At 62.4% G+C, this 26,517-nt stretch carries 23 protein-coding genes and 1 pseudogene; 16 read left to right on the forward strand and 8 right to left on the reverse strand.

Features of this window, described 5'->3' with window-relative positions; all coding sequences use genetic code 11:
- The first annotated feature begins 66 nt into the window (after positions 1–66).
- A complete protein-coding gene (locus CYR32_RS12790; RefSeq protein ID WP_101824929.1) occupies positions 67–714 on the forward strand; it encodes a phosphohydrolase in 648 nt (215 codons plus the stop codon).
- A gap of 79 nt (positions 715–793) precedes the next feature.
- Here CYR32_RS12790 and CYR32_RS12795 read toward each other — a convergent pair whose 3' ends face one another.
- Positions 794–1,672, reverse strand: a complete 879-nt coding sequence (locus CYR32_RS12795; RefSeq protein ID WP_165698239.1) for a helix-turn-helix domain-containing protein — start codon at positions 1,670–1,672, stop codon at positions 794–796.
- Between the two features lie 271 nt (positions 1,673–1,943).
- Here CYR32_RS12795 and CYR32_RS12800 point away from each other — a divergent pair, with 271 nt between their 5' ends.
- Together CYR32_RS12800 and CYR32_RS12805 are read left to right on the forward strand one after the other, a co-directional pair.
- Complete coding sequence (locus CYR32_RS12800) at positions 1,944–2,474, forward strand: FCD domain-containing protein (protein WP_101825033.1); 531 nt, start codon at positions 1,944–1,946, stop codon at positions 2,472–2,474.
- 130 nt (positions 2,475–2,604) lie between these two features.
- Positions 2,605–3,255 (forward strand): SDR family oxidoreductase, encoded by a 651-nt coding sequence (locus tag CYR32_RS12805; RefSeq protein WP_101824933.1) that lies wholly within the window; start codon positions 2,605–2,607, stop codon positions 3,253–3,255.
- A gap of 48 nt (positions 3,256–3,303) precedes the next feature.
- Here CYR32_RS12805 and CYR32_RS12810 read toward each other — a convergent pair whose 3' ends face one another.
- Positions 3,304–3,531: a hypothetical protein gene (locus CYR32_RS12810; protein ID WP_101824934.1), complete on the reverse strand. Its 228-nt coding sequence runs from the start codon at positions 3,529–3,531 to the stop codon at positions 3,304–3,306.
- 373 nt (positions 3,532–3,904) lie between these two features.
- Here CYR32_RS12810 and CYR32_RS12815 point away from each other — a divergent pair, with 373 nt between their 5' ends.
- From CYR32_RS12815 to CYR32_RS12840, 6 genes and pseudogenes are all read left to right on the forward strand, one after another.
- Positions 3,905–4,378: a nuclear transport factor 2 family protein gene (locus tag CYR32_RS12815; RefSeq protein WP_101824936.1), complete on the forward strand. Its 474-nt coding sequence runs from the start codon at positions 3,905–3,907 to the stop codon at positions 4,376–4,378.
- A gap of 141 nt (positions 4,379–4,519) precedes the next feature.
- Positions 4,520–4,984 carry a MarR family winged helix-turn-helix transcriptional regulator gene (locus CYR32_RS12820; protein WP_241523818.1) on the forward strand — a complete coding sequence of 155 codons (465 nt, stop codon included), beginning with the start codon at positions 4,520–4,522 and terminating at the stop codon, positions 4,982–4,984.
- On the forward strand, positions 4,981–6,690 hold the full coding sequence (locus CYR32_RS12825; protein ID WP_101824938.1) for an MFS transporter: 1,710 nt from the start codon (positions 4,981–4,983) through the stop codon (positions 6,688–6,690). Before CYR32_RS12820 ends, CYR32_RS12825 begins: the two co-directional genes overlap by 4 nt.
- The gene (locus CYR32_RS12830; protein WP_101824940.1) at positions 6,687–7,790 is read left to right on the forward strand and encodes an HlyD family secretion protein; all 1,104 of its coding nucleotides are present in this window, start codon (positions 6,687–6,689) and stop codon (positions 7,788–7,790) included. Before CYR32_RS12825 ends, CYR32_RS12830 begins: the two co-directional genes overlap by 4 nt.
- Positions 7,787–9,180: pseudogene (locus CYR32_RS12835) on the forward strand (efflux transporter outer membrane subunit). Before CYR32_RS12830 ends, CYR32_RS12835 begins: the two are co-directional and overlap by 4 nt.
- Before the next feature lie 834 nt (positions 9,181–10,014).
- Complete coding sequence (locus CYR32_RS12840) at positions 10,015–10,470, forward strand: hypothetical protein (RefSeq protein WP_101824942.1); 456 nt, start codon at positions 10,015–10,017, stop codon at positions 10,468–10,470.
- A 57-nt stretch (positions 10,471–10,527) separates the two neighbouring features.
- Here the strand turns inward: CYR32_RS12840 and CYR32_RS12845 are convergent, their stop codons facing one another.
- Positions 10,528–10,728 (reverse strand): hypothetical protein, encoded by a 201-nt coding sequence (locus CYR32_RS12845; RefSeq protein WP_241523819.1) that lies wholly within the window; start codon positions 10,726–10,728, stop codon positions 10,528–10,530.
- Between the two features lie 474 nt (positions 10,729–11,202).
- Here CYR32_RS12845 and CYR32_RS12850 point away from each other — a divergent pair, with 474 nt between their 5' ends.
- The 3 genes from CYR32_RS12850 to CYR32_RS12860 are packed head-to-tail and all read left to right on the forward strand — an operon-like array spanning position 11,203 to position 16,921.
- Complete coding sequence (locus CYR32_RS12850) at positions 11,203–12,348, forward strand: efflux RND transporter periplasmic adaptor subunit (protein WP_101824944.1); 1,146 nt, start codon at positions 11,203–11,205, stop codon at positions 12,346–12,348.
- A 12-nt stretch (positions 12,349–12,360) separates the two neighbouring features.
- Positions 12,361–15,519 carry an efflux RND transporter permease subunit gene (locus CYR32_RS12855; protein ID WP_101824946.1) on the forward strand — a complete coding sequence of 1,053 codons (3,159 nt, stop codon included), beginning with the start codon at positions 12,361–12,363 and terminating at the stop codon, positions 15,517–15,519.
- On the forward strand, positions 15,512–16,921 hold the full coding sequence (locus CYR32_RS12860; protein ID WP_101824948.1) for an efflux transporter outer membrane subunit: 1,410 nt from the start codon (positions 15,512–15,514) through the stop codon (positions 16,919–16,921). The genes CYR32_RS12855 and CYR32_RS12860 overlap by 8 nt, the downstream gene beginning before the upstream one ends.
- Positions 16,922–16,977: 56 nt before the next feature.
- On the opposite strand, the gene CYR32_RS12865 is transcribed toward CYR32_RS12860, so the two are convergent.
- Positions 16,978–17,871: a LysR family transcriptional regulator gene (locus CYR32_RS12865; RefSeq protein WP_206602458.1), complete on the reverse strand. Its 894-nt coding sequence runs from the start codon at positions 17,869–17,871 to the stop codon at positions 16,978–16,980.
- Positions 17,872–18,155: 284 nt separating this feature from the next.
- On the opposite strand from CYR32_RS12865, the gene CYR32_RS12870 reads away from it, so the two are divergent.
- A complete protein-coding gene (locus tag CYR32_RS12870) occupies positions 18,156–19,583 on the forward strand; it encodes an MFS transporter (RefSeq protein ID WP_101824952.1) in 1,428 nt (475 codons plus the stop codon).
- Positions 19,584–19,645: 62 nt separating this feature from the next.
- Here CYR32_RS12870 and CYR32_RS12875 read toward each other — a convergent pair whose 3' ends face one another.
- On the reverse strand, positions 19,646–20,425 hold the full coding sequence (locus tag CYR32_RS12875; RefSeq protein WP_101824954.1) for a peptidoglycan-binding domain-containing protein: 780 nt from the start codon (positions 20,423–20,425) through the stop codon (positions 19,646–19,648).
- A gap of 353 nt (positions 20,426–20,778) precedes the next feature.
- Here CYR32_RS12875 and CYR32_RS12880 point away from each other — a divergent pair, with 353 nt between their 5' ends.
- Positions 20,779–21,378 carry a nitroreductase family protein gene (locus tag CYR32_RS12880; protein WP_101824955.1) on the forward strand — a complete coding sequence of 200 codons (600 nt, stop codon included), beginning with the start codon at positions 20,779–20,781 and terminating at the stop codon, positions 21,376–21,378.
- A 171-nt stretch (positions 21,379–21,549) separates the two neighbouring features.
- Complete coding sequence (locus tag CYR32_RS12885; RefSeq protein WP_101824956.1) at positions 21,550–22,638, forward strand: iron-containing alcohol dehydrogenase family protein; 1,089 nt, start codon at positions 21,550–21,552, stop codon at positions 22,636–22,638.
- Between the two features lie 63 nt (positions 22,639–22,701).
- Here CYR32_RS12885 and bcsG read toward each other — a convergent pair whose 3' ends face one another.
- The 3 genes from bcsG to bcsE are packed head-to-tail and all read right to left on the reverse strand — an operon-like array spanning position 22,702 to position 26,130.
- Positions 22,702–24,381, reverse strand: a complete 1,680-nt coding sequence (gene bcsG, locus CYR32_RS12890) for a cellulose biosynthesis protein BcsG (RefSeq protein ID WP_101824957.1) — start codon at positions 24,379–24,381, stop codon at positions 22,702–22,704.
- Positions 24,374–24,571 carry a cellulose biosynthesis protein BcsF gene (gene bcsF / locus CYR32_RS12895; protein ID WP_101824958.1) on the reverse strand — a complete coding sequence of 66 codons (198 nt, stop codon included), beginning with the start codon at positions 24,569–24,571 and terminating at the stop codon, positions 24,374–24,376. The genes bcsG and bcsF overlap by 8 nt, the downstream gene beginning before the upstream one ends.
- On the reverse strand, positions 24,568–26,130 hold the full coding sequence (bcsE, locus tag CYR32_RS12900) for a cellulose biosynthesis protein BcsE (RefSeq protein ID WP_101824960.1): 1,563 nt from the start codon (positions 26,128–26,130) through the stop codon (positions 24,568–24,570). Before bcsE ends, bcsF begins: the two co-directional genes overlap by 4 nt.
- A 185-nt stretch (positions 26,131–26,315) precedes the next feature.
- Here bcsE and bcsR point away from each other — a divergent pair, with 185 nt between their 5' ends.
- Entirely contained in the window at positions 26,316–26,516 is a 201-nt protein-coding gene (gene bcsR, locus CYR32_RS12905) for a cellulose biosynthesis protein BcsR (RefSeq protein ID WP_101824961.1), read from the forward strand.
- The last annotated feature ends 1 nt before the right edge of the window (position 26,517 follow it).

Here is a 26,517-nt window from a genome sequence, read left to right on the forward strand (position 1 = left end):
AACCCTTGATTTCACAATGAATTATTCTGCAACATTGGCCGCTCTCCGGGCCGCAAGGAGTAAACGATGGTGATAAGTGAATGGGAAATCCGGTTCCAGAACTATATGGCCTCCCGACCAGAGGCAGATAAAGCGCACGACATCAATCACTTACATCGCGTATGGCAGAACGCGCAGTTACTGATGCAGGGGCTGGAAGCCAACCGGCTGGTGGTACTGGCCGCCTGCTACTTCCACGATTTTGTTAACTTGCCGAAGAACCACCCCCAGCGCCACCTGGCCTCCACCATGGCAGCACAAGAGACGCTGAGCCTGCTGCAAAACGACTTCCCCGACTTCCCGCATGAACTGTATGACGCCGTGGCCCACGCGGTGCGCACCCACAGTTTCAGCGCCAACATCCCGCCGCAGACCCTGGAAGCGAAAATCGTGCAGGATGCGGACCGGCTGGATACGCTGGGTGCCATCGGGCTGGCACGGGTGTTTTATGTCTCCGGCGCGCTAGGGCGCGACCTGGTCGACCCGGATGACCCGCTGGCCGAACGCCGCGAGCTGGATGACCGTCGTTTCACCCTTGACCACTTCCAGCAGAAGCTGTTGCGGTTGCCGGCCACCATGCAGACGCAGGCGGGCAGGGCGATCGCCGAGAAGCGGACGCGGTTTTTGCAAGGCTATATGGAGACGTTGTGCGCGGAGTTGCGCGGGGCGGCCTGATGCCGCCTGTGGCCCCGGCCCGCAGCGCGCGGGCCGGGCTAATCCGTTCCGCAGCAGGCCGGACGGTTCAGCAGGAGGGTCAGTTCAGCGACAACATATAGTGGTAATCCACCTGGGATTGCCCCCACTTGCCGTTGTGTGCCGCCGGGTCAAGCTGAATCTGCTCAATCTCATGGCTGGCCCCCACCTTTTTGCGCAACTCCGGTAACACATTGTCGAACAGGAAGCTGGTGAGCTGGTGGGTCTCCATCATGGTGCCGGAGAACTTGATCGACATAAAACAGCCGCCGTCGACAATCACCCGCTGGGTGTCATGGGTGCTGCCGCTGGCGCTCTCTGCCAGGGTATAGCGCACAGACTTGCCCTCCTGCGCCTCGTTCTTGCCGCTCATGATGCTGAAGATCGGGCTGCTGCGCACCGGGGCGCGGCGGAAGGCGTCACACATCAGCTGGTCACGCATCGCCAGGAAATGGGATTTGCTCTCCGGCGCGCTGCGGCGGTCAAACAGCGTCACGTCGTCACGCAGCCGCTTGAGCTGCAACGAGGGCACGTTGATGCACTCAATGTTGAGCGTAAACGGCTCCTCAAAGCGGAAATGCGGCGTCAGCAGGTCCACGTGCCAGTCATCGGAGATGCGGTACTGGTGCGGCGTAATGCCGAAACGCTTTTTAAAAGTGCGCGTAAAGGTCTGCTGCGAGTCAAAGCTGTAGTGGGTGGCGATGTCGATGATCGAATCGTCACTGGTTTTCAGCGCAATCGCCGCCTTGGAGAGACGCCGGTTGCGCATATAGGTGGCGATGTTCATGCCGGTCAGCGCGGTGAATTTACGTTGCAGGTGCCATTTTGAATAACCGGACTTCTGGGACACCGTCTCGATACGGGGCGCAGTGTCGAGGTGCTCTTCAATCCAATGGATCAGCTCGTCAATCAAGGCGCGATCTTTATTATATTCCGTCATAAGGGGGAAATACTCTTCATTATTGGTACAGGATCCGCGAGGGTTCATTAACCAACGATCGGTGTCGGCTGCCAATTTATTGATTCTGCCTGACGCTGTCAATTATTACTTTAATGACCGTTAAATAAATCACGCAGGTTGCGCAACGTATTGATGGCGGACGGGTAGCCGGGCGCGGCGGCGTTTGACCCGGACAAGGGCGGCAAGGATAATGCCGGAGATTCTGCAGGCCTATTTGCAGACGGGCAGACCGCAAAAGGATAAAAAAACCATGAACAGAACTGCCACCGCCAAACAGCGCGAAGTCACGCGCATTGTTGATATTTTAGCGCAAGCCATTGCACAGCACCGCCTCCGGCCCGGCACCCGCCTGGTGGAGGCCCACATCGTGGAGGCGTTAAACGCCAACCGCAACCATGTTCAGGCCGCGCTCCAGCGCCTGGCCGCGCATATGTCCAGCGAGCACGCCGTGATAGAAAGCAGCGACCGCCGGGCGATTGTGGGGACGCTGAGCAACTTCCACCTGCTGCTGGCGGACGTCGGCGGTAACGCCGTGCTGCGGGAGATCCTCGCCAACCTGATGGTGCGCAGCTCGCTGATTGTGGCGCTCTACCAGCGCAACGCCGTGCCCGCCTGCGCTTCCGGCGAACACCAGGCGATCCTGGACGCGCTGGCCGGGGGTGACACCGCTTCTGCCGTCCACGCCATGCTGACGCACCTCGACCTGCTGGAGAGCCAGCTCGACCTCAGCGATACGCCCACCCCCACCCACACCCTGCAACAGGCCCTCAGCGGTTTGTGAGGCTTCACCGCGCCTCAGGGCGCGGTATGCCCGGATTTCCCTGTCACATCGCTGTCATCTGCCGCCGCTATCCTGCGGCTTTTCGCGCCTATGCTAAGGTTAGTGACACATGCAAAAACAAGGAGCGCAAATGAACAGTGTGGCAATCGTGGGCGCACACGGCAAAATTGGCCAATTGATTGTGCAGAATCTGGTGGCCCAGGGCCGCCGGGCGGTGGGCATCGTGCGTAAGACGGAGCAGGTGCCGGTGTTGCGTGGGCTGGGGGCGGAGCCGGTGCTGCTGGATGTGGAGCAGGCGACCCCGGAGCAGCTGGCGACGGCGCTGGAAGGGGTGGACGCGGTGGTGTTCAGCGCCGGGGCGGGCGGCGGCTCCACGGCAGAGCGCAAGCGCACCGTGGACTACGGCGGCGCGGTGAAACTGATCGCTGCCGCGAAGCTTGCCGGGGTCACCCGCTATGTGATGGTCTCGGCCGTGGGCGCGGATGACCCGCTGCCGCCGGAGATCGACGCCGTCTGGCGCGCCTATGTGGAAGCGAAACGTGATGCGGACCGCGAACTGCGGGGCAGCGGTTTACAGTGGACGATCCTGCGGCCCGGGCCGCTCACGGACGATCCGGCCACCGGCCGGGTCACGCTGGGTGACAACGTCGGGCGCGGTAAGATCCCGCGGGCGGACGTGGCCGCGCTGGTGACTGCCGTGCTGGCGGAACCGGCGACCGTGGGGAAACAGTGGGAAGTGCGCGGCGGGGAGACACCGCTGCCGGCGGCCATTCTGGCCTGACCGGTACCCGGCTGCGGGGCAGGTTGCCCGCAGCCGGGCGGGAAGACGCTAGTCGCATTTCTCCAGCGCTTCCCGGTAGGTGAGCATGTTGCTGATCGCCTGGTCAATGGAGTTCAGCTTCTCTAATTTGCTGGTGCCTTCCGCAAAGTAGAGTTTGCCGCCCTCTTCAGAGGACATCACCAGGATCGGGAAGTCAGCGGCTGTGCCGTTGCGCAGGTTTTCAAGGGTTCGCTGTAACACCGGGCTGGTGGCCGCAGCCGGACGGGTCTGTTTCATTCCACACCTCCATTTCAGGGTTAAGTCGCACATGATGCGCGGCGGCCGCGGCACTCCCGGCCACGGCAGCACGCCGGGTTGCTTGAAAAAGCAGCATGTTGTCAGCATAACCCCGCAGTGACTATTTTCAACATTTATAATTTGATTTAAATCAATAGATAAGCTGAATCATTTTAAGGTCTCAGGGTCTATATGTTCAGGGCCGTAAAAGCACCGGATGCGCGTGGGGGAAACGCCGCGCGATAACCGATTGTTTCCATGCATTTAAGAATAGTCTTAATGAGCTTGGGCCGTAGCCGGTAACACTTAGCGGTCTATACCACAACGATTCAGCGCCGGACGGGTGGCGACACTGTTCAGCAGAGGGGGATTTATGACAGAAACTGAGCGCCAACAAGCGCGGTTCGAAGTAATCAAGACCTACTATTCGAAACTGGACGCGCAGGACGCCACACTACTGGATCTGTTCAGCGACGACGTCGCCTTGTTCTTTCCAAAGTATGGCTGCAGCCGCGGCAAAACCGAGCTGGGCAACCTGGGCAAACGCCTGGTCAGGCAAGTGCAGCGCTTTAAGCATGACACCGATAACTTCCGCTACGTCTGCCAGGGTGACGTCATGGTGATTGAGGGGGGGGTCAAAGGGGTGATGCAGAACGGTGACCGCTTCCCGGTGGGGGAAGAGGAGTTCAGCCTGTTCTGCACCGTGTTTGAGTTTGACGGTGACCTGATCAGCCGGATGCACATCTACATCGACCCGGACTACAGCCACGAGGACAGCCGCCGGCTGGCCAACTACAGCCGTAACCACCAGGTGGGTCACGCCTTTAAACCGGCGCTTGACGAGTAATCACCCGCGGGTGCCCCATCCGGGGCGCCCGTTTCACTGTTCGTTTTTTAATCTATTCCTCCCGCAAATATAAAAATTAATTTACCAATATTTGCGTTATGAATTTCTCATGATATTTTTAGTTAGATCTCTAACCATGTGATGTCTAACTTTATGTCCGATGCCGTCTCTTTTCCTTCTGATTCCACCCAATTTTCCCGTTTGCTGCACTTTACCGCCCGTGCCTGGCGGCTGGCGATCGATCGCCGGCTGAAGGCGCAGGGGCTGAACCAGGCGAGCTGGGTCACCGTCTCCACCATTGCCGGGGCCGACGCCCCGCTGACGCAGAGCGAGCTGGCTGCTGCGCTGGGGCTGGAGGGGGCCACCGTGGTCAGCATGATCGACAAACTGGTACGCCAGGGGCTGGTTGAACGGGTGATGACCCCGGAAGACCGCCGCAAGCGGCTGCTGGTGGTCACCGAGGCCGGGCAGGCGATGTACCGGCAGGTCAAAGGCGAGGCGGATGCGCTGCGCGAAACCCTGCTGGCCTCGCTGAACGAGCAGGAGCTGGCGGTCACCATGCGGGTCCTCGATACCCTGCGGCACGCGGCTGAACAGAGCCGATGAAACCCTACATCGTGCGTGAATGGGCGCCGCATGAGCGCCCGATGATGCCGGGTTCCCCGTCGACGCCGCTGCACCCCTGGCCGAGACGGCTGGCGTTCGGGTTCGTCGGTATTCTGGTGGCGATCACCGGCAGCCTCGGCAACGCGCTGGTCACCGCCAACCTCACCAACCTCCAGGGGGTGTTCGGCGCCTTCAGCAATGAGGTCGCCTGGCTGCCGGCGGTCTATGTGATGACCAACATCTCCATCAACCTGCTGCTGGTGAAGTTCCGCATGCAGTTCGGCCTGCGGCTGTTTACCGAGGCGTTTCTGCTGCTCTACGCGCTGGTCACCTTTTTTCACCTGTTCGTTAACGATCTCAACTCCGCCATTGCGGTGCGGGCGGCGCACGGGGCGGTGGCGGCGGCGCTGAGTTCGCTCGGCATCTACTACATGATCCAGGCGTTCCCGGCCAAACACCGGCTGAAAGCGCTGGCGATCGGCATCAGCGCGTCACAGCTGGCGATCCCGCTGGCGCGGCTCTTCTCCGCCGGGCTGCTGGAGCTGGACGAATGGCGCGGCCTCTACCTGTTTGAGCTGGGGCTGGCGCTGATCTGCTTTGGCTGCGTGCTGATGCTGAAACTGCCGCCGGGCGACCGCTATAACGCCTTTGAAAAGATGGATTTTGTCACCTTTTTCCTGATGGCACCCGGGATGGGGCTGCTGTGCGCGGTGATCTCGCTCGGCCGCTACGACTGGTGGACCAGCACCCCGTGGCTCGGCTGGGCGCTGGCGGGGGCCATCGTGCTGATTGTCTCCGCGGTGCTGGTGGAGCACCGGCGTAAAAACCCGTTGCTGAATGTGCGCTGGCTCAGCAGCGGCAGCGTGCTGCGCCTGGGGCTGACCATGGTGCTGATGCGCATTGTCCTGTCGGAGCAGAACGTCGGGCCGATCGGTTTCCTGCAATACCTCGGTTTGCAGAATGACCAGATGACGGCGCTGTCGCTGGCGGTACTGCTGGGCGTTATCGCCGGGATCGCCACCAGCGCGCTGACCATCAAACCCACGCAGCTGGAGTGGCCGATAGTGGTGGCGCTGGTGCTGATGATTATCTCGGCGCTGATCGATTCCCAGTCCAACAACCTGACGCGCGCGCCGCAGATGGTGGTGAGCCAGTTCATGATGGGCTTTGCCGGGGCGCTGTTTGTTGCCCCGGCAATGCTGTCGATCATCGGCAGCGTGGTGGCGGAGCCGCGCAACCTGGTGAGCTTTGTGGCGGTGTTCGGCATGAGCCAGAACCTCGGCGGGCTGATCGGCTCAGCGCTGCTCGGCACCTTCCAGGTCTGGCGCGAAAAATACCACTCCAGCCTCATCGCCGATAACCTCAGCAACCTCGATCCGCTGGTGATGGAGCGCATCAACAACTACAGCGCCGGGCTGAGCGCCACCCTGGGGGACGCCACCCTGCGCGGCGCGGAGGGGGTGCTGCTGCTGCAGGCCGCCGCCACCCGCGAAGCCAATGTCCTGGCCTATAACGACGTTTACCTGCTCACCGCCTTTATTGCGGCGGGCACCCTGATCTGGCTGTTAAGCCGGTTTGCCCGCACGCAGTGGCGCGCCCGTCAGGCGCGGCGGCAGGCAGCCCGGGCGGAAGCCGCATCATCTGAAGCACCATCATCTGTAGCCACACCGGCGGCGAAGCCCGCCGGTTCCCCGGAGGGTTCATGAGTCAGGAAGTTATTGCCCCGGCAGCAAAAAAAAGCCGGGCCAAACGTATTGCCACCATCGCCGTGCCGCTGCTGATTGCGGCAGTGGGGGTGCTGGTGGTGCTTTACGCGTGGCAGTTGCCGCCGTTCTCACCGACCCGGCAATCCACCGAGAACGCCTACGTGCGCGGCCAGGTCACGGTGATCAGCCCCCAGGTCAACGGCTACATCACCTCAGTGCGGGTAAATGATTACGATCAGGTGCACAAAGGCGACCTGCTGATGACCATCGATGACCGTATCTACAAGCAGCGGCTGCATCAGGCGCAGGCACAGTACGCCATGAAACAGGCGGCGCTGGCGAATAACCGCCAGCAACGCGCCAGTGCCGAGGCGGCCATCGCCCGCAGTGAAGCCGCGGTGCAGAATGCCGGGGCGCAAGCGCTGAAAGCGCGCCTCGACCTGAAACGGGTCGAGGATCTGGTGTCTGACGGGTCGCTCTCGGTGCGTGAACGTGATGCCAGCCGCGCGGCGGCGGCGCAAACGCAGGCGGATGTCGCCCAGGCCAAAGCGGCGCTGGAGATGGCAAAACAGGATGTGCGCACTGTGGTAGTGAACCGCGCTTCGCTGGAAGCGGACGTGGCAAACGCGGCGGCGGCGGTGGAGCTGGCGGAGATCGATCTCGCCAATACCCGCATCCTCGCCCCGCGTGACGGCCAGCTCGGGCAGGTGAGCGTGCGGCAGGGGGCTTACGTCGCCGCCGGGACGCACCTGACGGCGCTGGTGCCGCAACAGCTCTGGGTCGTGGCGAACATGAAAGAGACGCAGATGGCGCGGGTGCGCGTCGGCCTGCCGGTGACCTTCAGCGTCGATGCGCTGGATGGCGCCGTCTACAGCGGCGTGGTGGAGAAGATCTCCCCGGCCACCGGCTCGGAGTTCAGCACCATCGTGGCGGATAACGCCACCGGCAACTTTGTGAAGATCGCCCAGCGGCTGCCGGTGCGCATCCACATCAAGGCGGATGCGGCGGCGCGTGCGCGGCTGCGGCCGGGGATGTCGGTAGTGGTGGACATCCATACCGACCGGCCGGTGGAGCCGCTGCCGGTGGAGCGTGCGCCATGAGGGGCAAATACCTGACGCTGTTGCCGCTGGCCCTGCTGCTGGCGGCCTGTGGCGGCAGCCGGGTTGACCCGGCCGCGCCGACGCTTCTGATCCCGCCGCAGTGGCGCGCGCCGCTGGCCCCCTCGGCGGCCAGCGGCCACGACTGGTGGCAGGGCTTCGGCGACCCGCAGCTTAACCGGCTGGTGGATCAGGCGCTGCGCTACAACAACGATATTCTGCAGGCGCGCGCCCGGGTGGATGAGTATCAGGCACGGGTGCGCGCGGCGATTGGTGACCAGCTGCCGACGCTGGATGCCGGGGTAAACGCCGCGCGCCAGCGCACGCTCTCCTCGGTGACCGGCCAGCAGGCGCGCAGCACGGTCTACCAGGGGACGTTGCAGCTCAACTATGACGTCGATCTCTGGGGCGGGCAGCGCAGCGCCACCGAGGCGGCACGGGCCGGGCTGGAGGCACAGCGGGCCGCGGCCGACGCCGCGATGTTGCAGGTCGCCTCTTCGGTGGCCTCCGGTTACCTGACGCTGCGCGGGCTGGATGCACAACTGGCGTTGACCCAGGCGACCCTGACCTCGCGCGAGAACTCGCTGCAGCTGGCGAAAAGGCAGTATGAGACCGGCTACAGCTCGCGGCTGGAGTGGGTGCAGGCGGAGTCGGAGTACCGCGCGACGCGGGCGCAGATCCCGCAGTTGCAGCACCAGATCACCCAGCAGGAGAATGCGCTTAACCTGCTGCTCGGCGCGAACCCCGGCCCGGTGGCGCGCGGCACGGCGTTCGACCACCTCGACGCGCCGCCGCTGCCGTCGCGGCTGCCCTCAACGCTGCTCAACCGCCGCCCGGACATCGTACAGGCGGAGCGGCTGCTGGTGGCGGCCGATGCCACGCTGGCCGTGTCACGCGCCAACCTGCTGCCGTCGCTGAACCTCACCGCGGGCGGCACCCTGCAGGAGGACACGCTGGAAGCGGTGCTGGCCCACCCGTTCCGGCTCTGGTCGCTGGGCGGCAGCGTGCTCGCGCCGATTATCAACCGCGAGGCACTGAATGCGCAGGTGGATATTTCCATGGCGGCGCGCAATCAGGCGCTCTACCAGTATGAGTATGTGGTGCGCAACGCCTTTGTGCAGGTGAACGACAGCATTGATGCCATTACCCGGCTGGGTGAGCAGCTCAGCGAGGCAGAGCAGCAACAGCAGGCGCTGGGCGAGGCGCTGCGGATTGCGCATAACCGCTATGCCAACGGGTACGCCCCTATCTCGAGGAGCTGGACGCCCAGCGGGCGCTCTACAGCACCCAGCTGACGGTGATTCAGCTCAAAACCAACCTGCTGCTGGCGCAGATCGATTTGTGGCACGGGTTAGGGGGAGGATGGGAGAGGGGGGCAGGCAATGATGCCTGATGGGATCAGGCTTTCGTGTAGTGGACGTTTTGTGTAGTGGAACGTTGGTGTAGTGGAACGTTGGTGTAGTGGAACGTTGGTGTAGTGGAACATTTCGGTTGTTCTGCATCGCAACCTTTCTGAGCCATCATGCCTCAACCGAGCAGGGCCTGCCGGCGCGCCGGCCCTGCACCCGCGCGCACTCGGTGCCCCGGCTGAATCATTGCACGCTCTCGCGTGTTCCCTCACTCCGCCTCCGGGCTGATCGGGCCGGTACAGACACGCTCCCAGCGTGGCTGTACCTCTCGCGGGCATCCATGCCCGCTCGCCCGGCCCTCCGCCTCCACTCGGCAATGATTTTTACGCCCCCACCACCTCTGCAAATCCTTGGGTATGTAAGGAAAGAGTAGGTGGGGATATTTGTATGTCTTGTGTGCTTATCAGGTTCTGCTTCTCCACTCGGCAATGATTTTTACGCCCCCACCTCCTCTGCAAACCTTTGGGTATGTGAGGAAAAAGTAGGTGGGGGTATTTATGTGTCTTGTGTGTCCATCCGGTTCTGCGTCCCGTCAATAATCGTGCTTACACCTCTGCCTGATGGCAAATCTCCAGGTGCGCTGAGGGAAAACGTAAGCGCGACTCATTTTTCCCGCGTTTTTTCTCACCGATCTCTTTTAGGATTTTTATATTAGCGGCGCTAAAAAAATGAGGGGATGGGCGCTTGTGTCCCGTTTGGCCGCTGCTAATTTTTGCTTAACCGCAGGTGAAAAGCGAAGCGGTGAGTGGCCGGCAGAGGTGGCCGGGTGTTGGGTACAGGCAGTGTCTCCTGCCAGGGGCGGGAGGCAGGGAGGGGTCATGGATAAACATGTTACCGATTTTCTGGTGATTAAAGATGTGGTCTTCTGGCTGATTATTGCGTTCGTCACCCTGTTTTTACTGGTGACGCTGAAAATTATCCGCCGGAGCCTGGCAGACAGTAACTGGAAGATGAGCGAGGCGATCAGTGAACCAGAAGGCGTGCCCGCCACCCCTGCGGCACCGGGCGAGCCGACGGCGGAAACACTCCAGGGGGCAGCGGCCGCCCCGGTTAAACCGGCGATGGTCGCCAGCTCCAGCCGGTTAATCGCCCTTATCGGCGGCATCATCCTCGCCGCCATGTACCTCGGCACCGGCTATTACGTGTTATTTGCCGTCTTCTACTTACCGGAAAACGTAAAACGCATCGATGAAATAAACCAATTCTTCGTCATGGGCATGACGCTCTTTTCACCCTACGCCGTCAATAAACTTTCGACGATGTTCAAGGGCTGATACACACCTTTATGGCGCAGCGTCCCTGCGCCAGATCCTGACCTCTGGCGCGCAGCCTTAAAGCAACGTTTCAATACCGGCAACCGGGAAGAAAAATTTATACTCATCCTCTATGGTTTTCAGCGGGATGAAGCCCATCTTGCGATAGAACCCGGCCGCCTGTTCATCTTTGGCTTCAACCATAACGGCATAGATGCCGACGGCATCTGCGGCGTAATAGGCAACCCGCAGTGCATTTAACCGTATAGCCCTGAACATCGCCCTTTTGCCGATCTGCAGGCGAAAAAAAACCCACATCGGACAGTGGGTTGGGTTGCATCAGCAACAAAGGAGGAACTGCTCTTCCTCACGCACAGCATAACCGCTTACCCTAAACCGCGGCTAACCAGAATTGAAAAGTAATTGTGAAGAGATGTCATAACGCCTGGCGAATATATCGAAATGTGACAGAGTTACCCCAGGTGATAGTCACGCAGGTGAAAGAATATTACGCTGGAAATAGGATTAAGACTAAATGAGTATTCTGAGTTAGACAAAATGTGACGCAGATCAATATCTATTTGGACAAGAAATGCCGCCTGAAACCGGAAAGCCTGTGTAAGGAAATGCACTTCGTTGAATTGTTTTGCTATTTTTCCTTACAATACTCTCACATGAGTTAAGAAAAGCCTTCTCGTATAGTGTCCCTCTAATTGAGAACGACTGTTCTCGCTTTTAACCAGAGTGAATACTATGCGCCGCAAACTTCTCTCCGTAAGCATTGTGATGCTTCTTTCTGCGTGCGACCAATCGGCCTCCTCCTCTGCCGGCGCGTCTGCGCAGGCACAGGCCCCGGCCGTTGATGTCGTGACGCTGCATACCCAGCCCGTCAGCCTGACCACCGATCTGCCGGGCCGTACCAGCGCCGTACGGACCGCCGAAGTCCGCCCGCAGGTCAGCGGCATCATCCAGAAACGTTACTTCACCCAGGGCAGTGAGGTCAAAGCCGGGCAGCCGCTTTACCAGATCGACCCGGCGACCTACCAGGCGGCCTATGACAAAGCCCAGGCCACCCTGCGTAACGCCACCGCGCTGGCGAAGCGCTATAAGCCGCTGGCCGAAGCGCACGCCGTGAGCAACCAGCAGTATGAAGATGCCGTGGCAGCGCAGAAAGAGGCTGAAGCGGATGTGAAATCTGCCCGCGTCAACCTGGACTACACCCGCATCACCGCGCCGATCAGCGGCCACATCGGGCGCACGCTTTACACCGAGGGCGCGCTGGTCACCAACGGGCAGACCAACTACCTCACCACCATCCAGCAGCTCGACCCGATCTACGTCGACGTCAGCGAATCCTCGCAGGATCTGCTGCGCCAGCGCCGCGCCCTGGCCTCCGGCCAGCTCGCCGCCGACGGGGAAAACGCCGCCAAAGCGACCCTGACCCTGGAAGACGGCACGCCGTACGCCCTGCCGGGCCGCCTGGAGTTCTCGGAAGTCACCGTGGATGAAGGCACCGGCTCCGTCACCATGCGCGCCTCCTTCCCGAACCCGCACGGCGAACTGCTGCCGGGGATGTTCGTCCACGCCACCCTGCAACAGGGCGTGCAGCGCCAGGGCATCCTGGTGCCGCAGGAAGCGATCGGCCATGACATCAAAGGCAAGCCGTACGTCTACCTGGTGAAAGCTGACAGCACCGTGGAGCAGCGCACCGTGGAAACCGGCGAAATGATCAAAGGCACCTGGCTGGTTAACAGTGGCCTGAAAGAGGGCGACCGTGTCATCACCAACGGCCTGCAAAGCGTGCGCAACGGCGTTAAAGTCACCGCGCATGAGCAGGCCGGACAGGCTGACACCGACTCGACCAAAAACCTCGCCCTGACCGATCCGTCTGCACAGTAAGGTTCACTCCGCATGTCTAAATTTTTCGTCGAGCGTCCGATCTTTGCCTGGGTAGTGGCAATCATCGTGATGCTGGCCGGTGCGCTCTCCATCCTGCACCTGCCGATTAACCAGTACCCGAACATCGCCCCACCGGCGATCTCGGTGTCAGTCACCTATCCGGGTGCCTCCGCCCAGACGGTGCAGAACACCGTGGTGCAGGTGATTGAACAGCAGCTCAACGGGCTGGATAACCTGCGCTATATCGAATCGCAAAGTAACAGCGACGGCAGCGCCACCATCATCGCCACCTTCGATCAGGGCACCGACCCGGACATCGCCCAGGTGCAGGTGCAGAACAAGGTTTCGCTGGCTGAATCCCAGTTGCCCACCGAGGTGGTCAACCAGGGGATGCGCGTCGCGAAATACCAGTCGAACTTTATGATGGTGGTCAGTCTGATCGCCGAAAGCGGTTCGATGAGCAACTCTGACCTCAGCAACCTGCTGGTGACCAAGCTGGAAGACCCGATCACCCGTACCAAGGGCGTCGGCGACTTTATGATGATGGGCTCGGAATATGCGATGCGCATCTGGCTCGACCCGGCCAAGCTCTACAAATACCAGCTGATCCCGAGTGATGTCACCACGGCCATCAACCAGCAGAACGTGCAGGTCTCCTCCGGTAAGCTCGGCGGCCTGCCGACGGTGAAACAGACCAAACTCAGCGCCACCATCATCGGCAAGACCCGCTTCACCACGCCGCAGCAGTTCAAGGATGTGTTGCTGAAGGTCAATGCGGACGGTTCCCAGGTGCGCCTGAGTGATGTGGCGAACATCGATCTGGGGCCGGAGAACTACAGCATCGCCTCGACCCTGAACGGCAAGCCCTCTACCGGTATCGCCCTGCGTCTGGCGAGCGGGGCCAACATCCTCGACACCGCCAAAGCGGTGCGCGAAACCCTGGACGGCCTGAAATCCTCGCTGCCGGACGGCGTGCAAATCAAGTTCCCGTATGACACCTCGCCGGTGGTCAGCGCCTCCATTGAGGAAGTGGTGAAAACCCTGCTGGAAGCGATCGTGCTGGTGTTCTGCGTGATGCTGCTGTTCCTGCAAAACCTGCGCGCCACCCTGGTGACCACCCTGGTGGTGCCGGTGGTACTGCTCGGCACCTTCGGCATCCTGGCGGCCTTCGGCTACTCCATCAACACCCTGACGATGTTCGGCATGGTGCTGGCGATCGGGTTGCTGGTGGATGACGCCATCGTGGTGGTGGAGAACGTCGAACGTGTGATGCACGAAGAGAAGCTCGACCCGAAAGCCGCCACCATCAAATCGATGGAGCAGATCCAGGGCGCGCTGTTCGGCATCGCGCTGGTGCTCTCGGCGGTACTGGTGCCGATGGCCTTCTTCGGCGGCTCGACCGGCATCATCTACCGCCAGTTCTCGATCACCATCGTCTCCGCGATGGCACTGTCGGTGCTGATGGCGCTGATCTTCACCCCGGCGCTCTGTGCCACCATCCTCAAGCAGTATGACGAGGAGAAGGCGCACACCGGCTTTGCCGGCTGGTTCAACCGCATGTTTGACGCCGGTACGCTGCACTACACCCGCAGCGTGCAGGGGGTGATCTCCCGCCGTAACCTGTTCCTGGTGATCTACCTCGGCATCGTGCTGCTGACCGGCTTCCTGTTTACCCGCGTACCGACCTCCTTCCTGCCGGATGAGGACCAGGGCGTGATGCTGGTGCAGGTAACCCTGCCGCCGAACGCCTCCTCGGAGCGTACCCAGACGGTGCTGGACAACATGCGCAGCTACCTGCTGGACAAAGAGCGCGCGTCGGTGAAATCGGTGTTTACCGCCAACGGCTTCAGCTTCTCCGGCCGCGGCACCAACGTCGGTATCGCCTTCGTGCTGCTGAAAGACTGGAGCGAGCGTGGTGCAGACCAGACGGTGCAGGCGCTGGCCGGCCGCTCGATGGCACACTTCTCGCAGCAGAAAGAGGCGAAGATCTACGCCCTGGTGCCGCCTGCCGTGATGGAGCTGGGTAACGCCACCGGCTTCGACTTCTACCTGCAGGACACCAACAACGCCGGGCATGAGGCGCTGATCGCCGCGCGCAACCAGTTCCTCGGCATGGCCGCGAAAGACAAACGCCTGACGGCGGTGCGCCCGAACGGCATGGATGACGAGCCGCAGTATGAGCTGATGATTGATGACGAACGCGCTCGCGCCCTCGGCCTGAGCCTGGAGGACATCAACGACACGCTCTCCGCCGCGTGGGGCTCCAGCTACGTCAACCAGTTCATGTACCAGGACCGCGTGAAGAAGGTCTACATCCAGGGCCGCGCCACCTCGCGCGTGACGCCGGAAGACCTCAACAAGTGGTATTTCCGCAACAGCAGCGGCCAGATGGTGCCGTACTCCGCCTTCGGCAGCGGCAAATGGGGCTACGGCTCACCGCGCTTTGAACGCTTTAACGGCGTCTCGTCCGTGGAGCTGATGGGTTCCCCGGCCAGCGGCTACAGCTCCGGCGACGCCAGCAAAGCGGTGATGGAGATCGCGGCCAAACTGCCGAAAGGCTTCCGCGTGCAGTGGCACGGCATCTCCTATGAAGAGCAGATCTCCGGCTCCCAGGCCCCGGCGCTGTATGCGATCTCGGTGCTGGTGGTGTTCCTCTGCCTGGCGGCGCTGTATGAGAGCTGGAGCATTCCGTTCTCGGTGCTGCTGGTGGTGCCGCTCGGCGTGCTGGGTACCATTGGTGCGGTGCTGATGCGCGGCCTGCAGAATGACGTCTTCTTCCAGGTCGGCCTGCTGACCACGGTGGGGCTGGCGGCGAAAAACGCCATCCTGATTGTGGAGTTTGCCAAAGAGCTGCATGAGCGTGAGGGCAAAGGGATTGTTGAGGCGGCAGTAGAAGCGGCCAAGCTGCGTATCCGCCCGATCATCATGACCTCAATGGCCTTCATCCTCGGCGTGGTGCCGCTGACCATCTCCCACGGCGCAGGCGCAGGCAGCCAGCACTCCATCGGTACCGCGGTGGTCGGCGGGATGATCACCGCGACCTTCCTGGCGATCTTCTTTGTCCCGATGTTCTATGTGGTGGTGGTGCGCCTGTTTACCCGCAACCGCGCAGACAAGTCTAACCCTGTGACCGGCACTGGCCACGCTATTGAGAAAACCAACCATGAATAAGCCATTCCGCCTCTCCCTGATGGCGCTGGTGACCCTTGCCACCCTGAGCGGGTGTACACTCGCCCCGGACTATAACCGGCCCGTGATGCCGGTACCCGCCAACTGGAACGCGCCCGCACAGGGCGCACAGGCCAACGGCGCGGACATCGGCTGGAAGACGTTCTTCAACGATCCGGCACTGCAACAGCTGGTCAGCCTGACGCTGGCCAACAACCGTGACCTGCGGGTCGCGGCGCTGAATGTGGAAAGCGCCCAGGCGCAGTTTGACGTAGACCGTGCGGCGCTGCTGCCGACGGTGGCCCTCGGTGCCGGCGGCACCGGGGCGCACCTGCCGGGCGGGCTGTACAACACCCGCAGCACCGGCCCGGTGACCTACCACCAGTACCAGGCCAACCTCGGCGTCACCTCCTACGAGCTGGATCTGTTCGGCCGGGTGCGCAGCCTGCGTGACGAAGGGCTGGAGACCTACCTCCAGACCGAAGCGACCCAGCGTGCCACCCAGTTGAGCCTGGTGGCGGAAGCGGTCTCCGGTTACCTGTCGCTGTGCGCCGACCGTGACCTGCTGGCCCTGGCGCAACAGACCGTGGCGAGCCAGACCGACTCCTACAACCTGACCAAAGTCAGCTATGAGCAGGGCGTGGCGACCACCCAGGATCTGGCGCAGGCCGAGACCACGGTGCGCAGCGCGCAGGCGGACGTGGCGAGCTACAGCCGCCAGGTGCGCCAGGACATCAACGCCCTGAACCTGCTGGCCGGCACCACGGTGCCGCAGTCGCTGATCGACGGCGCGACGCTCAAGCGTGACTGGCACTTCCCGGCGCTGCCGGCGGGCCTGCCGTCTGACCTGCTGACCCGCCGCCCGGACATCGTCGCGGCGGAGCATGCGCTGAAAGCGGCCAACGCCAACATCGGCGCGGCGCGCGCGGCCTTCTTCCCGAGCATCTCACTGACCGGGCAGGGCGGCACCACCAGCGCCAGCCTCGGCGATCTCTTCTCCGGCGGCACCGGCTCCTGGTCGTTTATGCCGTCGATTAACCTGCCGATCTTTGACGGCGGCGTGAACCGCGCCAACCTGACGATCGCGGAAGTGTCGAAGAAGATTGAAGTGGCGCGCTATGAGAAGGCGATCCAGCAGGGGTTCGAAGAGGTTTCTGACGGCCTGGCCGGCCAGCAGACCTACCAGGATGAGCTGAAGGCGCGCGAGCTGGACACCGCCGCCAACCAGCGCAACTACGACACCTCGCAACTGCGTTACAAGCAGGGCGTGGATAACTACCTGAATGTGCTGGTGGCGCAGCGTTCGCTGTATGCCGCGCAACAGGCGGAGATCACCACCCGCCTCGGCCAGCTCAACCAGACCATCACCCTCTATAAAGCCCTCGGCGGCGGCTGGAAGCCTTAATTCCGGCAACGTGAGTGAATGTGTGACTTCCCCAAAGGGCGCTTCGGCGCCCTTTTTTACGCCTGCTCTTTTTCCAGCCCGGCCGCCACCAGCCCGCGGAAGGCGGCCAGGGCCGGGTTGTCACAATCTTGCCGCCACGCCATGTAGACGTCTGCCACCGCGCCCTCCTGCGGCAGCGGGCGGAAGGTGACGCCCTCCATCCGCAGGGACTGCGCCGAGGCGGGGACGATCGCCATGCCCAGCCCGGCTTTGACCAGCGCCAGGATGGTATGGGTCTGGCTCAGGAACTGCACATAGCGCGGCAGCACGTTGGCCTGGCTGAACAGCGACACGATGCAGTCATAGAAATATTTCCCCTCGTTCGGCGAATACATAATAAACGGCTGGCGGTGCAGCGCCGCCAGGCTGGGCAGCGGCTCCGTGGCCAGCGGCGAGGCAGCGGGCAGGGCGAGCACCAGCGGTTCGCGCAGCACCCGCAGGTACTCCAGCGGGAACAGCGGCAGCGGCTGGCGCACAAAGGCCACATCCAGCGTGCGCGCCACCAGCGCCTGCAACTGCGCCGACGAGACCATCTCTTTTAAAATCATCTCCACCTCCGGCAGCACCCGGCTCGCCTCGGCGATCAGCGCCGGGATCTGGCTGTAGGCACACACGGCGGTAAACCCCAGCGTCAGCCGCCCGGCGACCCCGGCCGCCACCCGCCGCGCCGAGATCTCCGCCTGCTGGGTAAACGCGAGGATCTGCCGCGCATCACGCAGGAAACTCTCGCCGGAGGCGGTCAGGCGCACCTGCCGGTGGCTGCGGGTCAGCAGCGTGACGCCCAGGGCGTGCTCCAGCAGCTGGATCTGGCGGCTCAGCGGCGGCTGGGTCATAAACAGCCGCCGGGCGGCGCGGCCGAAGTGCAGCTCCTCGGCCACCGCCACAAAACAACGCAACTGGCTCAGCTCCATGATTCAATTCTTGTATCGGTTGATAGTGAATCTAACTTAGACCTATATCGATGATGTTTCTATGATGTTACATGTATGATCTGAAAATGTTTTAACCGGCAGAGCGCCCAATGAGGAGCCACGCCGGGAAGCCTCACCCTAAAAATACATTAAAACAAACTCTTACCTTTACGGGTGCCTGACCGCCCCGTGTAACCGATAGAACAGTCTTACCGCCAGCGACGGCACCGAGGCATAACGCCGCGATCAAGGATGAAACTCACCATCATGATGTGGAGACGACGATGACTACCCCTACCTCCGCCACTTCGCCGACGCCACCGGCACAGTCCGCGACACACCAGTCCGCACAGCCGGGCCAGCGGGCGGTGCCGTTAACGCAGGCGCAGCCGGGCCACTTCCGCTATGTGGTACTGGCGATGATCTTCCTGATCACCGTGATTAACTATGCTGACCGCGCGACGATGTCGATCGCCGGGACAGAGGTCTCGCGTGTGCTGGGCCTTAACCCGATGATGCTCGGGCTGGTGTTCTCCGCCTTTGCCTGGGCCTATGCGCTGGGGCAGATCCCCGGCGGCTGGCTGCTGGACCGCTTCGGCGCGCGCCGCGTCTACGGGTGCAGTTTGCTGCTCTGGTCGGTGTTTACCATGATGCAGGGCACCGTGGGCTGGTTCGGCGTCACCGGGGTGTATGCGGCGATGGTGCTGTTCGCCATGCGCTTTATGCTCGGCCTGGTGGAAGCCCCGGCATTCCCGGCCAACTCCCGTATTGTGGCCTGCTGGTTCCCCACCAATGAGCGCGGCACCGCCTCGTCGCTGTTTAACTCCGCCCAGTATATGGCGGTGGTGGTGTTTACCCCGCTGATGGCCTGGCTGACGCACGCGCTCGGCTGGGAGCATGTGTTTATCTGGATGGGCGCGCTCGGGCTGGCGATCGGCGTCGGCTGGTTCGTGTTCTATAAAGAGCCGCACACCAGCCCCCACCTCGGCAAGGCGGAGCTGGAGCACATCCGCGCCAACGGTGCACTGGTGGACCTCGAGCAGAACCGCCGCCGCGACCGCCGCCGCTTTACCTGGCAGGAGGTGCGCCAGCTCTTCACCAACCGCACGCTGTGGGGCATTTACATCGGCCAGTACTGCATTACCGCCCTGAGCTACTTCTTTATCACCTGGTTCCCCATCTACCTGATCAAAGGGCGCGGCATGTCGATCATGGAGGCGGGCTGGGTCGCGGCGCTGCCGGCCATCTGCGGCTTCAGCGGCGGGGTGCTGGGCGGCATGTTCTCCGACTTCCTGATCCGCCGCGGCGTGCACCCGTCCCCGGCGCGTAAGACGCCGTTTGTGCTCGGGATGTTTATGGCCTCGATGCTGGTGTGGGCGAACGTGGTCTCCTCTGACAGCGCGGTGATTGCGCTGATGGCGGTGGCGTTCTTCGGCAAAGGGTTGTCGGCCATCGGCTGGGCGGTGATGTCCGATACCGCGCCGGAACAGATGATCGGCCTGAGCGGCGGGGTATTTAACTGCCTGGGCAACATCGCCGGCATCATCACCCCGGTGGTGATCGGTTACCTGGTGGCGACCACCGGCTCCTTCGAAACGGCGCTGTGGTTCGTCGGCGCGCACGGCCTGCTGGGGATGTTCGGTTACCTGGTCGTCGCCGGGAAGTTCGAACGGCTGGTGATCAAAACCCCGGCGGAGCAAACCCCGCGCTAAATCGGTGTACAGAGACGGCGGCCGTGACCGCGGCCGCCGTCTGCTGATCCCCTTCATGCCCTTCAGGCAATGATCACAAAATCGCAGTGCTGCACGGCGCGGGTACGGGAGCAGACCTCAAACCCGTTGCGTGACCCCTGCTGGTTGGCGTTGCCTTCGATCGTCTGGAAGGTGTGGTCCACGCCGTCAAACGCAAAGCCGACATGCGTCCAGTCCTGCGCACTTTTCCTCACCAGAAACAGCCCGACCCCGGCCAGATCGCTCCACGGCGTGTTGCCGCTGTCGATGTGCACCCCCGGAATGAACCGCCCATGCTCTTTGGCGCTGGTTGCCAGCGCATCACAGCTTAACGACACCTCCAGCGGCAGCGGCACCTGCTGCACCGCGCAGGCCTGCATCAGCACAAAACTGACGAACCCCGCGCACCACAGAAACGCATCGCCATCCTGCCCGTTGCAGTAGAGCCGCACCCAGGGGCCGCGGTTCTCACCGCCCAGCTCCAGCGGGTGCGCGGCCAGGTGCTGGCGGGCGATCTTCAGCAGGGTCTGCGGCAGGGTGGTATCGGGCGTGGGGAGCTGCAGGGCGCGGCGCATCGGGGCCACCAGCTGCGCCCAGTCATCCGCGTTGACCGGGCCGTTGTCGGCCAAAGCAGATGCCTGCCGGAAAGCAGACAGCGCCCGCTGGGTGGCCGGGCCGAAGTCGCTGTCGATCACCAGGCCGTGGCCGTGGAACGTCAGCCACTCCTGCACGCGTTTCACAGCGTCCGAGTGGTCGTTCAGGGCGATGGGGCCGGGGAAGGTGGTTTCAGCGAGGATGTAGCTGAAGGGCTGATAATCAAACATATTTTTACCCCACGAAAAAGAGAGAAAGAGGCGTCCCGGCGCACCGGGCGGCACACTGCCATGCGTCAATACCGGCGTATTGGTTAAACATTGACCTGTTTACCCGAAAGGTAAACCGGATAGCGGGGAAATAACAGGCAAGGGGTCACACGGGGAAAGGGCACATTGATTGTATTGATAAATTACTCTGATGATTCGGAATTTCCTCAGGCTTCCGGCCCGCCGGGCATAGGCGGCGCTAACCTGCGGTAATTGTGTTGATTTTTTGCAATCACCCCATTTCCTCCCATACTTAAACCAGCGCCGCACCCGATGGCGTGACCCCTCTTACCGTTATCAGCCAGGAGCCAGTAATGAGTAATGCGTTTCTTGAATCCATTGCCGTCCGCCGCAGTATCTACTCGCTGGGCAGTGAGCTGCCCTGTTCCGAATATGAGGTAATCCGCCTGATCACCGAGGCCGTCAAACTCAGCCCCTCGGCGTTCAACTCCCAAAGCTCCCGCGTGGTGATTTTGTTTGACGGCCAGCACCAGCAGTTATGGGAGATCGTCAAACAGGAGCTGAAAAAGATTGTGCCGCCCGATGCGTTTTTCACCACGGAAAACAAGATCGGCTCCTTTGCCGCCGGGGCGGGCACGGTGCTGTTTTTTGAAGACACCCGCGTAATTGACGACCTGCAAAAGCAGTATGCGCTGTATGCCGAAAACTTCCCGGTCTGGTCAGAACACTCCACCGGCATCGCCCAGTTCTCTGTCTGGTCGGCGCTGGCGCAGGTGAAAATCGGCGCGTCCCTGCAACATTACAACCCGCTGATTGACGAGGCGGTACAGCAGCAGTGGCACCTGCCTGCCCACTGGCGGCTGCGCGCCCAGATGCCGTTCGGCAGCATTGCACAGCCGCCGGGCGAGAAAAGTTATATGGATGATGAACAGCGTTTCCGCGTCTTTAAATAGCCTTCCCCCAGCCCTTTCCCTGCCATAAGCCGCGTGATGCGGCTTTTACCCCCGGCACCGTTCACGCCCTGTGATCACGCCTGTTGCGCCATGCCGCAAAACCGGCACCTGCCCGCGCGGGCGGTTATTTTTCAGCCATACTTAGCCCAGTTGACCAACCAGGGGAAGCCTATGTATACACACCGGCTGATTTTTCCGGCCAGCGTCCTGCGCGGGCGCGGGGCGATTGCCCATCTGGGGCGGATGTGCGGGCGGCTGGGGCAGCGCGCCCTGTTAATTGGCGGCAAGCGGGCGCTGGCGTTTGCCGAGCCGCTGGTGGTGCGCCAGCTTGAGGAGAGCGGCGTCAGTTACCTTGGCAGCGAGTGGTACGGCGGGGAGTGCAGTGAGACGCAGATCCACCGGCTGGCGGATCTGCTGGAGCGGCAGGGGGTGGAAGTGGTGATCGCCGCCGGTGGCGGGCGGGCGCTGGACACCGCCAAAGCGGCCGCGGTGCACAACCACATCCCGGTGATGACGCTGCCGACGGTGGCCGCCACCTGCGCGGCGATGACGCCGCTGGTGTTCCGCTACCACGATGACGGCCAGTTCCGCGATATGCAGGCGCTGCCGGAGGGGCCGGCAGCGGCGGTGATTGATGCAGACATCCTGGCGCGCACGCCGCTGCCGGGCTTTGCCGCCGGGCTGGGGGATACGCTGGCGAAATGGTATGAGTACCGTGCCGTGAGCGCGACGCAGGTGAACCCGTCGCTGGCGGCGGTGGTGCGCGCCCACAGTGAGCTGTGCTATTCGCTGATTGTTGACCACGCCGAAGAGGCGTGCCGCGCGGTGCGCAGCGGGCAGGCCAACACCGCGCTGGAGCAGGTGCTGGACGCGGTGTTCCTCTACGCCGGGCTGACCTCGGTGATGAGCAACGGCGGCCACACCGGCGCGGCCCACGCGCTGTATGAGGGCTTCACCGGCTGCGCGCGCACCCGCCACGTGGCGCACGGCCTGCTGGTGGGGTTCGGCAACCTCTGCCTGCTGGCGCTGGAGCAGCGCCACGACAATGAGATCGCCTCCGCCATCGGGCTGGCGCGCGCCGCCGGTATCCCGGTCACCCTGGAGGAGATTGCCCCCGGCCTGACGCCCCAGGAGCGCGCCACCATCCTGCAACGGGCGGTACGCGCGCCGGACATGGCCAATATGCCGTTCCGGGTGGATGTGCCGATGCTCCAGGCCGCCATTGACCATGTCCACCGGCTGGCCGCGAAAACGGTCTAGGGCGTTGCGCATAAAAAAGCCGGCATCCGCCGGCTTTTTTGTCTCTGCATCCCGTATCGGCGCTTATTGCGGATACGGCACCCAGTCGCCGCCGTTGAGGCGGATATAGGGTTTGCCCTGGTACTGCATCACGATGGCGTTGGCATTCTCCGACACCACCGGCGTCTGCGGCAGGTTCTGCGTCAGGGTGGACCAGTCCACGCTTGGCGCGGTGAAGATTTTGCCGTCCACCGAGCGCGCCACCAGCTCCGACACCGCCAGGTAGCTGCTGGGGGTGGTGATGGTCAGCGGCGTGCTCTGGTGCGGTGCCTGCATCCCAAAGAAGCGGATACCGGCCGGGATGTGGGTAATGCTCGGGCTGGGGATGTCACGCAGCCCGGACATCTGCATCTTGTCGCCGGTCACCGCCGCGCCGTGCTCCGGCACAAACACCACCATCACCTTGCGGCCCGACTTCTCCAGCTCGTCAAAGAAGGTGTTGAGCTGGTTGAGCAGGGTAGCCGCGCGGGTTTTGTAGTCCGCCGACTGGGTGGAGCCGATAAAGCGGTTGCCGTCATGCAGCGCAATCAGGTTGAAGAAGGTGGCGCTGCGCGGCGACTCCTGCTTAGTGCCGAGCCAGCGGTTCAGGATCTCCAGGTCGTTATAGATCGGCTCGCCGTCAAAGGAGGTCATCTCATGGCCGATGCCCTGTTGCGACATCAGCGGTGACTGCATGTTGGCCTCTTTGCGCAGGTCATCGATATAGCCGCCGAAGACGCCGGAGTGGTCCATCATCAGCTGCGAGGTGAAGCCGAGTTTGGCGAGGTTGTCGAACAGGTAGCACTGCTGGCCCGCCGGTTTGTAGAGATCGGTGTGGGACGGCTGGCCGCAACTGGCCCGCAGCAGGCGGATGGACGCCGGGCCGCTGTAGGCAGTGGCGGAGTTGAAGCTGTCGAATTTGATGTCAAAGCGCGACCAGAACGGCGAGCTGTCCTGCCCGACGGCCTGCATATCCGCCCAGGCCAGCGAACAGATGTTGATCACCAGAATGTCGAACGGCTGGGCGTCGGCCGGTAACTGCGCCGGGAAGGCGGTACTGCGCGCCCGCTCCTGATCGTAGAACTGGTTCAGGTAGGCGGTCAGGTTGGCGTTGGTGGGCGGCAGGGTCTGCGCCGGGCCGGCTCCCGCCGCCGCCGTAGCCGCACCCGGGGCCGCGGCAGGAGCCGCAGCGCCTGCCGGGGCGGTGGTCACGACAGCGGCACCCGGCGCGGCGCTGGTGATGCGTTCCGGCAGCACCTGCACCGCCACCAGCCACGCCAGCACGCCGACGGTAAAGGTGGTGACGCGCACCCACTGGGAGATAAACAGGTAGGCCACCAGCATGGCGAACGCCACGCCGACCCACTGCCAGTTAATAAAGCGGTTGGCAAGATCCAGCAGGTAAGAGGGGCTGAACCCGGCCACCTGCGTCCCCTCGGAGAGGATTGAGCGGTAACCCGGCAGCCAGGTGTCATGGTAAAACAGCCCCAGCCCCACCGGAATGGCGAGAATATGCCGCCAGCGGTGCAGCCGCAGGGAGGGCAGCGGGAACAGCAGGAAGGCCACAAAGATCAGGTTGCTGATCAGGTCAAAGTTCAGGTAGCCGTTCCACAGCAGCATGAACTTCAGCAGAAAATAGTAGTTCCAGCCGCCCAGCCCGCGCCAGTGTCGCCACAGGTCAGGTCGGGCGGCAGGCGCGTGCCGCGGGGCAGTATTATCACTCATGATGGGAGGTTTTCTCTTTAGTCGTGCCGTCACGCACCCAGACGCCGGCGGATTTCAGGTAACGGGTAGGGAAGATCCGGGCCTGAAGGCCCTGCCAGAAACGGGGCAGCGCGCGCCGTGCCGCCCAGCCGAGGAAAAAGAAGATCACGGCGGCGATCAGGAACACCTGGATCAGGTCGGTAGAATTCATGGCGCGCCCTCCGGCCCGGCGGCCAGCACCGGCAGGGTCAGCGGCTGCGGCCGGCGGCGCGGCGCAGGGGCAGGCGCCGCCGGTTGCGCGGAGGCGGCCGCCGTGAGCGGCAGCGGGGCCTCATCGGTGTCCGGCGCGTCACGCTCAATGCGGCTCAGCTGCTCCAGGATGGCGGTATCCTCATGCCACTCGCGGCGGCTGGTAAAAGCGTCGGTCACCGGGAGCTGGAACACCGACTCCAGGGCGATCTCCAGATCCGGCAGGCGGCAGTTGGAGAGGAAGAGGTGCAGGTGGTGCGCATCCACTGTGACCAGGTCGCCGTCACGCCGCAGGGTACAGAGCGACAGCGCCTGGCGCGGCAGCAGCCCCGGCACCGGCCGCATCGACAGCAGAATGCCTTTGGTGTCCTCCGCCAGCAGGCTGCTGTCGAGCAGCGAGCGCACCGTGTTGCAGAAGGCCGGGCGCGCCAGCACGCCGCGCACCTGCAAGGGCCGCATCCCGGTGATCAGCCGCTCCACATTCTCCGGCAGCGGGCGGCTGTAGCGGCTGCCCTGGATGCCGTCCAGCAGCGTCAGGAAGGCGGAGAGCGTTGCTGCCTGCGGCACCACCAGATTGGCACCGCACGCCTGCAACAGCTTCTCATCCGTATAGCGCAGGCTCACTTTCATCTCCCGTACCGCAATCTTCAGGCCGTTACCGCCTGCCTGCCGCACCTGATAGATTTCCCGTGCCAGCGCCGGGATCGCCTGGTTGCTGTGCAGGGCAAAAATCAGCGTCGCGGCGTGCAGCGCCTCACCGCGCCGCGCCAGCTGGGCGTTGTCGTCAAACAGCTGCCAGTTGCTGGAGAGCGGCGGCGCGCCTTCCAGCACGCTGCGTTCGGCCAGGTACCAGGTGTCATCACTGCCGCGGAAATCCCCGGTGGGCTGATCGTCCTGTAAGGCGAAGCCGCCCCCGGGCAGGGTGCGCAAATTAAAGCGCTGGTTGGTCACCACCCCTTTATCCGCCGCCCACCAGGTGACCTGATAGGCGTTATTTTCCACCTCCGTTGTCAGGGCGGAGAAGCCAAATAAGAGCTGGTGTTGTGATATTAACGCGCTTTTTATTTTATTCACCCCGGCACTGTGGCAAATAATCAAAAATGTGCTACCGCGTTTATTCATCAGGCTGCGCATCGCCTGCAGCCATTGTGTCAGTGCCGCCTCGCCCAATTCCAGGAATAGGGTGGCCGGGGCGTAATAGATAATTAAGCCGCCGGGTTTGCGGATTAACCGCCCGGCTTCCACCGGTAAACGGCGTAACGCCGCTTTTTCTGCCGGCAGGGTAAAGAGCGGCAACCGTTTTACCGCCGCACCGGGCAGCGCGCCGAGCAACTCCCGCGGGCGCTCGCCACTGCAAATCAATGAAATATCAGTCTCCTGCGGCTGGCTTTCTGCCACCTGGCGGCAGAGCGCGCGCGCATTTTCCTGAGTGTCACTATTAACCCAGTAAAGTCCGCGCGCCTGCATTACCGATAATTCATCCCAAAGCTGTTTAATACCGAAGGGAAATGATAGCGCCATGAAATTTTCTGCTTTATGAAAAGTTTGCTGGGGTAAAAACGGAAAAAACCTATAAATGAGTCTAACATTGCCATTTGTAATCACCAACTTTACGCTTAAAAAATAATGACACGGCAGCCCGGCCCCATGCGGGTTTCCCGGTTTTTCAGCGCTTTTAGCGCGTTGTCCCGTTTAAGGTTACAGGTATGGATAATAAACATCAGCTTACGTTTCCGCCGGAAAACCCGGCTATTAGTGATGATTTTTATGTGCTGAGAAAAACGTTTGAGATCCCGGCATTCCGCTATGTGGATATTTCCCGGGCGTCGCGTATTCCGGCGTTATTGGCCCGCTGGCCGCTGCTGGGGGAGTTAAGCACCCGGCCTGACCCGCAGGAGCCTGCCTGAG

Source organism: Chimaeribacter coloradensis, from assembly GCF_002858715.1.
Lineage (GTDB): Bacteria > Pseudomonadota > Gammaproteobacteria > Enterobacterales > Enterobacteriaceae > Chimaeribacter > Chimaeribacter coloradensis.

Excerpts from the sequence above, each read along its gene's own strand:
- bcsE (WP_101824960.1), bottom strand. The coding sequence starts at position 26,130 with ATGGCGCTATCATTTCCCTTCGGTATTAAACAGCTTTGGGATGAATTA.
- CYR32_RS12820 (WP_241523818.1), top strand. The coding sequence starts at position 4,520 with ATGTCTAACTTTATGTCCGATGCCGTCTCTTTTCCTTCTGATTCCACC.
- CYR32_RS12825 (WP_101824938.1), top strand. The coding sequence starts at position 4,981 with ATGAAACCCTACATCGTGCGTGAATGGGCGCCGCATGAGCGCCCGATG.
- bcsG (WP_101824957.1), bottom strand. The coding sequence starts at position 24,381 with ATGAGTGATAATACTGCCCCGCGGCACGCGCCTGCCGCCCGACCTGAC.
- CYR32_RS12850 (WP_101824944.1), top strand. The coding sequence starts at position 11,203 with ATGCGCCGCAAACTTCTCTCCGTAAGCATTGTGATGCTTCTTTCTGCG.
- CYR32_RS12860 (WP_101824948.1), top strand. The coding sequence starts at position 15,512 with ATGAATAAGCCATTCCGCCTCTCCCTGATGGCGCTGGTGACCCTTGCC.
- bcsR (WP_101824961.1), top strand. The coding sequence starts at position 26,316 with ATGGATAATAAACATCAGCTTACGTTTCCGCCGGAAAACCCGGCTATT.
- bcsF (WP_101824958.1), bottom strand. The coding sequence starts at position 24,571 with ATGAATTCTACCGACCTGATCCAGGTGTTCCTGATCGCCGCCGTGATC.
- CYR32_RS12885 (WP_101824956.1), top strand. The coding sequence starts at position 21,550 with ATGTATACACACCGGCTGATTTTTCCGGCCAGCGTCCTGCGCGGGCGC.
- CYR32_RS12830 (WP_101824940.1), top strand. The coding sequence starts at position 6,687 with ATGAGTCAGGAAGTTATTGCCCCGGCAGCAAAAAAAAGCCGGGCCAAA.
- CYR32_RS12875 (WP_101824954.1), bottom strand. The coding sequence starts at position 20,425 with ATGTTTGATTATCAGCCCTTCAGCTACATCCTCGCTGAAACCACCTTC.
- CYR32_RS12815 (WP_101824936.1), top strand. The coding sequence starts at position 3,905 with ATGACAGAAACTGAGCGCCAACAAGCGCGGTTCGAAGTAATCAAGACC.
- CYR32_RS12800 (WP_101825033.1), top strand. The coding sequence starts at position 1,944 with ATGAACAGAACTGCCACCGCCAAACAGCGCGAAGTCACGCGCATTGTT.
- CYR32_RS12855 (WP_101824946.1), top strand. The coding sequence starts at position 12,361 with ATGTCTAAATTTTTCGTCGAGCGTCCGATCTTTGCCTGGGTAGTGGCA.
- CYR32_RS12870 (WP_101824952.1), top strand. The coding sequence starts at position 18,156 with ATGACTACCCCTACCTCCGCCACTTCGCCGACGCCACCGGCACAGTCC.
- CYR32_RS12880 (WP_101824955.1), top strand. The coding sequence starts at position 20,779 with ATGAGTAATGCGTTTCTTGAATCCATTGCCGTCCGCCGCAGTATCTAC.
- CYR32_RS12810 (WP_101824934.1), bottom strand. The coding sequence starts at position 3,531 with ATGAAACAGACCCGTCCGGCTGCGGCCACCAGCCCGGTGTTACAGCGA.
- CYR32_RS12795 (WP_165698239.1), bottom strand. The coding sequence starts at position 1,672 with ATGACGGAATATAATAAAGATCGCGCCTTGATTGACGAGCTGATCCAT.
- CYR32_RS12790 (WP_101824929.1), top strand. The coding sequence starts at position 67 with ATGGTGATAAGTGAATGGGAAATCCGGTTCCAGAACTATATGGCCTCC.
- CYR32_RS12805 (WP_101824933.1), top strand. The coding sequence starts at position 2,605 with ATGAACAGTGTGGCAATCGTGGGCGCACACGGCAAAATTGGCCAATTG.
- CYR32_RS12840 (WP_101824942.1), top strand. The coding sequence starts at position 10,015 with ATGGATAAACATGTTACCGATTTTCTGGTGATTAAAGATGTGGTCTTC.
- CYR32_RS12845 (WP_241523819.1), bottom strand. The coding sequence starts at position 10,728 with ATGTTCAGGGCTATACGGTTAAATGCACTGCGGGTTGCCTATTACGCC.
- CYR32_RS12865 (WP_206602458.1), bottom strand. The coding sequence starts at position 17,871 with ATGGAGCTGAGCCAGTTGCGTTGTTTTGTGGCGGTGGCCGAGGAGCTG.